The sequence below is a fragment of the Spirillospora sp. NPDC048819 genome (assembly GCF_040650055.1).
Classification (GTDB): Bacteria; Actinomycetota; Actinomycetes; order Streptosporangiales; family Streptosporangiaceae; genus Spirillospora.
Genome location: NZ_JBEZGN010000012.1, coordinates 190,297 through 198,241 on the forward strand (window position 1 = coordinate 190,297; position 7,945 = coordinate 198,241).

Annotated in this window: 8 protein-coding genes and 1 pseudogene; 6 read left to right on the plus strand and 3 right to left on the minus strand. The window is 70.9% G+C overall.

The window, feature by feature from the left end; genetic code table 11:
• Positions 1-22: 22 nt before the first annotated feature.
• On the plus strand, positions 23-535 hold the full coding sequence (locus tag AB0C35_RS19060; protein ID WP_358457358.1) for a hypothetical protein: 513 nt from the start codon (positions 23-25) through the stop codon (positions 533-535).
• 19 nt (positions 536-554) lie between these two features.
• Here AB0C35_RS19060 and AB0C35_RS19065 read toward each other — a convergent pair whose 3' ends face one another.
• Positions 555-1,454, minus strand: coding sequence for an RNA polymerase sigma-70 factor (locus AB0C35_RS19065; protein WP_358457361.1), 900 nt, complete (start codon positions 1,452-1,454; stop codon positions 555-557).
• Positions 1,455-1,594: 140 nt separating this feature from the next.
• On the opposite strand from AB0C35_RS19065, the gene AB0C35_RS19070 reads away from it, so the two are divergent.
• The 4 genes from AB0C35_RS19070 (at position 1,595) to sigJ (ending at position 5,202) form a co-directional block, all read left to right on the plus strand.
• Entirely contained in the window at positions 1,595-2,893 is a 1,299-nt protein-coding gene (locus AB0C35_RS19070) for a CBS domain-containing protein (protein ID WP_358457364.1), read from the plus strand.
• On the plus strand, positions 2,893-3,387 hold the full coding sequence (locus AB0C35_RS19075; protein ID WP_358457367.1) for a DUF1003 domain-containing protein: 495 nt from the start codon (positions 2,893-2,895) through the stop codon (positions 3,385-3,387). The genes AB0C35_RS19070 and AB0C35_RS19075 overlap by 1 nt, the downstream gene beginning before the upstream one ends.
• Before the next feature lie 388 nt (positions 3,388-3,775).
• A complete protein-coding gene (locus tag AB0C35_RS19080; RefSeq protein WP_358457370.1) occupies positions 3,776-4,354 on the plus strand; it encodes a carboxymuconolactone decarboxylase family protein in 579 nt (192 codons plus the stop codon).
• The gene (gene sigJ, locus AB0C35_RS19085) at positions 4,351-5,202 is read left to right on the plus strand and encodes an RNA polymerase sigma factor SigJ (protein WP_358457373.1); all 852 of its coding nucleotides are present in this window, start codon (positions 4,351-4,353) and stop codon (positions 5,200-5,202) included. Before AB0C35_RS19080 ends, sigJ begins: the two co-directional genes overlap by 4 nt.
• 60 nt (positions 5,203-5,262) lie before the next feature.
• Here the strand turns inward: sigJ and AB0C35_RS19090 are convergent.
• Together AB0C35_RS19090 and AB0C35_RS19095 are read right to left on the minus strand one after the other, a co-directional pair.
• Positions 5,263-5,986 (minus strand): annotated as a pseudogene (locus AB0C35_RS19090) (DDE-type integrase/transposase/recombinase); the annotation flags it as partial.
• Positions 5,987-6,077: 91 nt separating this feature from the next.
• Positions 6,078-6,527: a MarR family transcriptional regulator gene (locus AB0C35_RS19095; protein WP_358457375.1), complete on the minus strand. Its 450-nt coding sequence runs from the start codon at positions 6,525-6,527 to the stop codon at positions 6,078-6,080.
• Positions 6,528-6,636: 109 nt separating this feature from the next.
• Between AB0C35_RS19095 and AB0C35_RS19100 the strand changes: the two genes are divergently transcribed.
• Positions 6,637-7,776, plus strand: coding sequence for an Mrp/NBP35 family ATP-binding protein (locus tag AB0C35_RS19100; protein ID WP_358457377.1), 1,140 nt, complete (start codon positions 6,637-6,639; stop codon positions 7,774-7,776).
• Positions 7,777-7,945: the final 169 nt, after the last annotated feature.

Genomic DNA, 7,945 nt, shown 5'->3' on the forward strand with positions numbered 1-7,945 from the left:
GCGGGTGTGAGACCCTCAGAGCATGGGTGAGCTAAACCGGGCGCTGGTGGAGGAGGCGGCCAAGAAGTCGGGGCTGCTGTGGCTGGACCTGCCCGGACTGCCGCAGCCGAGGGCCGCCTGGCACGTGTGGCACGACGGCTCCGCCTACGTGCTGACCGGCGGGGAGGGCGAGCAGCCGCTGCCGGGCCTGCCGGAGTCCACGCACGTGACGGTGATCCTGCGCAGCAAGGACAAGGGCGGCCGGCTCATCTCGTTCGTCGCCGACGCCGAGCCGGTCGAGCCGGGCTCCGAGCTGTGGGACGCCGTGACGCCCCTGCTGGCCAAGGACCGCCTGAACGCCGCGTCCCACGAGGGCCAGGTGGAACGCTGGGCCACCGAGTCGTGGATCGTCCGGCTCACCCCCGTCTTCGAGGCCGCCGAGCCCGCCGTGTCCGCGGGCGACTACGCCACCGTCCGTCCCGTCCCGACACCCGCGACGACCGCGGGCGCGCCGCCCCGCATGTACGGCGGCAAACGCCGCCGCGTCGACCGGTAGAGGCGCCGGCCCGGGGGCGTCACATCGGCAGCCGGCGGCCCTCCGCGATGGCGTGGAGCTTGTCGGGGTTGGCGACCAGGTGGACGGCCAGGATCCGGCCCTCGTCGTCGATGTCGGCGGTGACGGTGCTGATCGGGCCGTCGGGGCCGTCCACGACCAGCGCGGGCTCGCCGTTGATGTAGACGCGCCGGACCCGCATGTCGGCGGGTTCGACGCCCGCGTACGGCTGGCCGGTGATCGCCGAGAGCCAGCGGCTCACCTTGGTCGCGCCGTGGATGACGCGCCGCGCCGCCCTGACCTTGCCGCCGCCGTCCGTCCACAGCGCGACATCGGGGGCGAGGACCTCCATGAGCCGGTTGATGTCGCCGCCGAGGACGGCGTCGAAGAACCGCTCGGTGGCCTCCCGCCGCTCCGCGCCGCCCGTCTCGAAGCGGGGACGCCGCGCCTCCACGTGCTTGCGGGCGCGGGTGCCGAGCTGCCGCACCGACGTCTCCGCGCGGTCCAGCGCCTTGGCGATCTCGGCGTACGGGTAGCCGAACACCTCCTTGAGGACGAACACGGCGCGTTCCAGCGGGCTCAGCGTCTCCAGGACGACGAGCATCGCCATCGACACCGACTCCGACATCTCCGCGTCCTCGGCGACGTCCGGGGAGGTCAGCATCGGCTCGGGCAGCCACGGCCCGACATACGTCTCGCGCCGGGCCCGCGCCGACCGAAGCCGGTCCAGCGCGACGTTGGTCGTGATCCGGACGAGGTAGGCCTTGGGTTCGGCGACGTCCGAGCGGTCCGCCGCGGACCAGCGGAGCCACGCGTCCTGCACGGCGTCCTCCGCGTCGGCGGCCGTGCCCAGCATCCGGTACGCCACCGCGAAGAGGAGGTTCCGGTGCTCCTCGAACGGCTCCGCGAACGCCTCACTCATGATCGTCAGCCTTTCATACGGTCCCGCGTCACCACGGAGACGGGGCGGCTGCGCGAGATGTGACACGTCCTTCCCCGCGGCGTCCGGTATCACCCGCCCGGTCCCGGATCAGGCGGGAGATCATGGGTAGTGTCCTGGCCATGAGCGGAGCTCCGACACGGGTGTTCATCGCCCGGCTCGCGGGGGTCGCGGTGTTCGACCCCGCCGGCGACCAGGTCGGCCGGATCCGCGATGTCGTGGTGGCGCTGCGGCTGGCGCCGCGGCCGCCGCGGGCGCTGGGGCTGGTGGTGGAGGTCGCCTCGCGCCACGCCGTGTTCCTGCCGATCACGCGGGTGACGGTGATCGAGGCGGACGCCGTCGTCTTCGACGGGCGGCTGAACATGCGGCGGTTCCGCAAACGCGAGTCCGAGACGCTGGTCATCGCCGAGATGCTGGACCGGACGATCCGGTTCCGCGATGACGGCGAACCCGTCTCGGTCGTCGACGTGGCGATGGAGCCGACCCGCACCCGGGACTGGCTGATCGGCAAGGTCGCGGTGCGCCGCAGGACCGGGCGGGGGCTCCGCAAACGCGGCGAGAGCCTCGTCGTGGACTGGGACGCCGTCGAGGGGTTCTCCGCCGTCGAGCACGGCCAGGGCGCGGCCGGGCTCATCGCCGCGTTCGAGCAGATGAAGCCCGCCGACCTCGCCGGCATCGTGCACGAGCTGTCGGAGAAGCGGCGCGCGGAGGTCGCCGCAGCGCTCGACGACGAGCGGCTCGCCGACGTCCTGGAGGAGCTGCCCGAGGACGACCAGATCGAGATCCTCGGCAAGCTCGGCGTGGACCGGGCAGCGGACGTCCTGGAGGCCATGGGCCCCGACGACGCCGCCGACCTGCTCGGGGATCTGCCCACCGAGCAGCGGGAGCAGCTGCTGACGCTGATGGAGCCGCAGGAGGCGGCGCCGCTGCGCAGGCTGCTGACCTACGAGGACTACTCGGCCGGCGGCCTGATGACGACCGACCCGGTGATCGTCGCGCCGGACGCGACGGTCGCCGAGGCGCTCGCGCTGATCAGGCAACCCGACCTGAACCCGGCCCTGGCCGCGCAGGTGTACGTGTGCCGCCCGCCGACCGCGACGCCGACCGGCCGCTACCTCGGGACGGTCCACTTCCAGAAGCTGCTGCGGGAGCCGCCGCCGACGCTCGTCGCCGGGATCGCGGACACCGAGCTGGACCCGCTGCGGCCCACCATGTCGCTGGAGGCCGTCGCGATGTTCCTGGCCACCTACAACCTCGTCGCGGGCGCCGTCGTGGACGAGAACGGCCACCTGCTGGGGTCGGTGACCATCGACGACGTCCTCGACCATCTGCTGCCCGTGGACTGGCGGGAGGCCCTGATGGACGCCACCGCCGAGGAGACCGCGGATCCCGAGGAAGAGGCACTCCGGGGGAACATGTGATGACGACACGCCAGATGACCGCACGCCTGGACCAGCCGAGGGAGATCCGCCGGACGTTCGTGCCGCGGCCCCACTACGATCCCGAGTCGTTCGGGCGGCTGTCCGAGCGGATCGCACGGTTCCTGGGGACGGCCCGCTTCCTGGTCTACCTGACCGCGTTCATCACCGTGTGGCTGTCGTGGAACCTTCTCGCGCCGCCGTTCCTGCGGTTCGACCCCTACCCGTTCATCTTCCTGACGCTGATCCTGTCGGTCCAGGCGTCCTACGCCGCGCCGCTGATCCTGCTCGCGCAGAACCGCCAGGACGACCGTGACCGCGTCCAGTACGAGCAGGACCGGGCGAGGAACGAGCGCACCATCGCCGACACCGAGTACCTGACCCGGGAGATCGCCGGGCTGCGGGTGGCGGTCAGCGAGGTCGTCACCCGCGACTTCCTGCGCTCGGAACTCCAGCAGATGATGCGGGAGCTGGACACCAAGGACTCCGCGGCCTAGCTGTACTTGGCGCTGTGGACGTGCGCTTGCCGAAAAATCACGTCCATCCAGGTGAGAGGCATGCGAGCCGGTGGGCTCCGTTGCGCATGCTCGTGCTTCGCATGGTGCGGGAGAACCCGAGTTGGGGTACCGGCGGGTGCACAGCGAGTTGCTGGTGCTCAGCGTGAAGGTGGCAGCCTCCACGGTTTGGGAGATTTTCAAGGACCGCTGGGATCGGCCCGGCACTCGAACGCTCCCTAACCACGTGGGCCGGCTTTCTGCGCTGTCAACGCCCGGCCGGTACTTGCGCCGCATCGGAAATGGGTCCTTTCCGGCCCTGCTGTCACGTTCGAGGGGCCGGCGGTGTCTTCATGCCGAACTGCGAACGCGAACCCGTAGGGAGAACATCATGACGCTGCGCGTCCCGAAGGCCGAGCTTCCCGACGAGCTCAAAGAGAACATGATCAAGCAACTCGGTGGTGTGCCCGAGAACGTCGAGGTGCTGTGGCACAGCCCCGCGCTCGCCAGGGACAATCTGGAGGTCGGCGCCAAGGTGGGCGCGTGGAGTGCGGCCGACACGAGCCTCAAGTCGTTCGCGCACATGGCCGTCGCGGCGCAGATCGGCTGCAGCTGGTGCCTCGACGTCGGCTACTTCCAGGCTCAGAACGACAATCTGGACCTGACCAAGGCGAGCCAGGTGCCGCGCTGGCGGACCTCGGATGTCTTCACCCCGCTGGAGCGGGACGTGATGGAGTACGCCGAGGCCATGTCGAGCACGCCGCCGACCGTCACCGACGAGCAGTATGCGAGTCTGCTGGGGCGGCTCGGCCCGGCGGCGATGGTCGAGATCACCGTGTTCATCGCCTATGCCAATATGGCGACCAGGGCAAACGTGGCGAACGGGGTCACCTCGCAGGGCTTCTCCGAAGCCTGCGAAATTCCGCTGGCCGAGGTCCCGGACGGGCCCGGCGCGGCCTCGACGGCATGACCGAAGACGTGTTCCTCACCCACCGCAGCCTGCTGTTCACCGTCGCCTACGAGATGCTCGGGTCGGCGGTCGACGCGGAGGACGTCCTGCAGGATTCCTGGCTGCGGTGGGCCGCCATCGACCACGCGCAGGTGAGCGCCCCGCGGGCCTATCTGGTCCGGATCGTCACCCGGCAGGCGCTCAACCGCCTGCGCACGCTGTCACGCCGCCGCGAGGACTACGTCGGCGAATGGCTGCCGGAACCGCTGCTGACCAGTCCCGACGTCGCCGAGGACATCGACCTCGCGGAGAGTGTCTCGATCGCGATGCTGACCGTGCTGGAAACGCTCGCTCCGACGGAACGTGCGGTGTTCGTGCTCCGCGAAGTCTTCGAGATGCCCTACGGCGAGATCGCCGAGGCCATCGACAAGCCCGCGGCCACGGTGCGGCAGATCGCGCGGCGGGCCCGCAAGCGTGTGGCGGCTCGACGGCCCCGGATGCGGGTGAGCCGGTCGGAGCAGCAAGCCGTGGTGGAGCGGTTCCTGGCGGCGGTGCGCACCGGGCAGGTAGGGGAGCTGATGGACGTCATGGCGCCGGACGTGGTCTTGATCGCCGACGGCGGCGGGCTCGCGTCCGCCGCCCGGGCTCCGATCTACGGGGCCGGACTCGTCGCGGAACTGCTCGCACGCCCGAACTGGAAGGTGTCGACCGTTTGGCTCAACGGGGCGCCGGCCGGACGGGTCGAGATCGATGGCCAGGTGGCCGCAGTGAGCCTGGTGGTGGAGGACGGGCGCGTGACCCGGATCCACGCGGTGGCCAACCCGCAGAAGCTGACGCGGTTGGAGGTGCCGGCCGAACTCGCCAGATAGCCCCTGCAACCGCACCAATATGGGCGATCCGGTCGGGCAGGTGGCGCAGGAGGTTGTGGGGGTGTTGTAGTGCTCGAGCCAGGGGGCCAGGGCCTGTGTGCGCTGGTCGTTGCTGGTGCAGGGCCGGCGGTAGGCCCACTCGGCGGCCAGGGTGCGGTTGAGTCGTTCGGCCTTACCGTTAATCCATATGCACCGGAGGCGGCTGCACTTCTGCCCGGCGCCCAGCTCGGCGCACGCCTGCTGGAAGGCGTGGCTGTCACGGTAGTTCATGGCGCTGTCGGTCAGGATCCGCTGGATGCGGGGGATGCCGCGGCGGCGAAGTAGGCGGCGGCGCGGATGAAGAAGGCGGCGCTGGTGGTGCCCTTCTCGTCGGGCAGGACCTCGGCGTAGGCGAGCCGGGAGTGGTCGTCGATGGCGGTGTGGACGTGGTCGCAGCCGATTCCCCGGCCGCGCACGGCTTCGCTGCGGCCGTGCACGCGCCAGCCGCCGCCGTCGGGGATCCGGCCGAGTTTCTTGACGTCCAGATGGATCATGTCGCCCGGCGCCGGGTGCTCATAGCGCCGCGGGCTCATGCGGGATGCCCGGATCCGCCGCCGGTCACCGGGTCGCAGGCCGACAGCACGGCGGCGTGGCGGCGGCCCAGGATGCGGGTGACGGTGCGGGCCAGCACGCCGGTCGCGGCGGCGATGTGGTCGGATCCCGCGCGAAGGCGTTCCCGGGTGGCCAGCACTTGCTGCTCGGTCTCGGCAGGCGTCCGCGACAGACATGAACGCGGGCCCGCTGCGCCGCTCGGCCAGCCCGTCCCAGCCCAGGCTCCGAACCCGGCCCACCACCGGTCAGGTGTCACCAAGATCATGGCCAAGGACACCTAGCCCTCAGACCTGCTCGGCGGTGAGCTTGTCCAGGATGAGCTGGAAGGTGCGCAGGTCGGGCTCGTCCAGCCGGCTGAGCATGTGGTCCCGGACGCCCTGCCGGTAGGTGGGCGCGGCCTCGGCCAGCCGGGCCCGCCCGGCGGACGTCAGGACGGCGTACAGGCCGCGGGCGTCGCTCGGGCAGGACTGCCGGACGACCAGCCCCTCGCGCTCCAGCCGGTCGACGAGCCGGGTCAGCCCGCTGCGCGACAGCAGGACGCGGTCGGCGAGATCGTTCATCCGGAGCCGCCCGCCGGGGGCCTCGCCGAGATGCATGAGGACGTCGTAGGAGCCCAGCGCGAGGTCGTGGTGCGCCAGCAGGTCGGCCTGAAGCCGGCGGGAGATCTGCGCCTGGGCGCGGAGCATGCCGCGCCAGACGGTCAGCTCGGTGGCCGAGATCGTGCTGCTTGTCACGCCCCGATGTTACGGCCGCGCCGCTTCCCGCGCGATGCGGACGCACACGCGGTGTGAGGACCGGCACCCTGATTGGCGGGTTCTTGCATTGGGTTCATACCATGGGCGTATGGCCTCCCAGTTGACGACCGAGCAGGTGACCGCGGCGCTCGCCACCGTGAACGATCCTGAGATCCGCAAGCCCATCACCGAGCTCGACATGGTCAAGAGCATCGACATCGACGCGGACGGCACCGTCAGCGTCGGCGTCTTTCTGACCGTGGCCGGATGTCCCATGAAGGACTCCATCACCAAGAACGTCACGGAGGCCGTCTCCAAACTCGGCGGCGTGACCTCGGTGCGCGTCGAACTCGACGTGATGAGCGAGGAGCAGCGCAAGGACCTGCAGACCAAGCTGCGCGGCGGCGAGCCCGCCAAGGAGATCCCGTTCGCCAGGCCCGGCTCGCTGACCAAGGTGTACGCCGTCGCGAGCGGCAAGGGCGGCGTCGGCAAGTCGTCGGTGACCGTCAACCTGGCCGCCGCGCTGGCCGCGCAGGGCCGCAAGGTCGGGGTCGTCGACGCCGACATCTACGGCCACTCGGTGCCGCGCATGCTCGGGGTGGAGGGCTCGCCCACCAAGGTCCAGGACATGATCATGCCGCCGACGGCGCATGACGTGAAGGTCATCTCGGTCGGCATGTTCACCGCCGGCAACCAGCCGGTCGTGTGGCGGGGGCCGATGCTGCACCGGGCGCTGCAGCAGTTCCTCTCCGACGTCTACTGGGGCGACCTCGACATCCTCCTGATGGACCTGCCACCCGGCACCGGCGACATCGCGATCTCCGTCGCGCAGCTGCTGCCGTCCGCGGAGATCCTCGTCGTCACCACCCCGCAGCAGGCGGCCGCCGAGGTCGCCGAGCGGGCCGGCGCGATCTCCGCGCAGACCCACCAGCAGGTCGTCGGCGTGATCGAGAACATGTCGTACCTGACGTGCCCGCACTGCGGCGAGCAGCAGTACATCTTCGGCGAGGGCGGCGGCCAGACGGTAGCGGACGCCCTGACGAAGACGCTCGGGACCCGCGTCCCCCTGCTCGGCCAGGTGCAGATCGACCCGCGGCTCCGCGAGGGCGGCGACGAGGGCCGCCCGCTGGTCCTGTCCGACCCGGACGCCGGCGCCGCCAAGGAACTCCGCACCATCGCCGACAACCTCGCAGGCCGCAGCCGCGGCCTGGCAGGCGTGTCCCTAGGCATCTCCCCCAAGAAGCACTAACCAAGACAGCCACCCGACTACAACCCCAACCACCGGCCACGGGTCGTGCGGCCGGAGGCGCCCCAGGCGCCGGAGGCGCGCGGTCTGCCGGCCCGGCGACCACGTGATCATCCCGGACGACGCCTACGGCGGCACCTACCGGCTGTTCGCCAAGGTGGCCGAGCCGTGG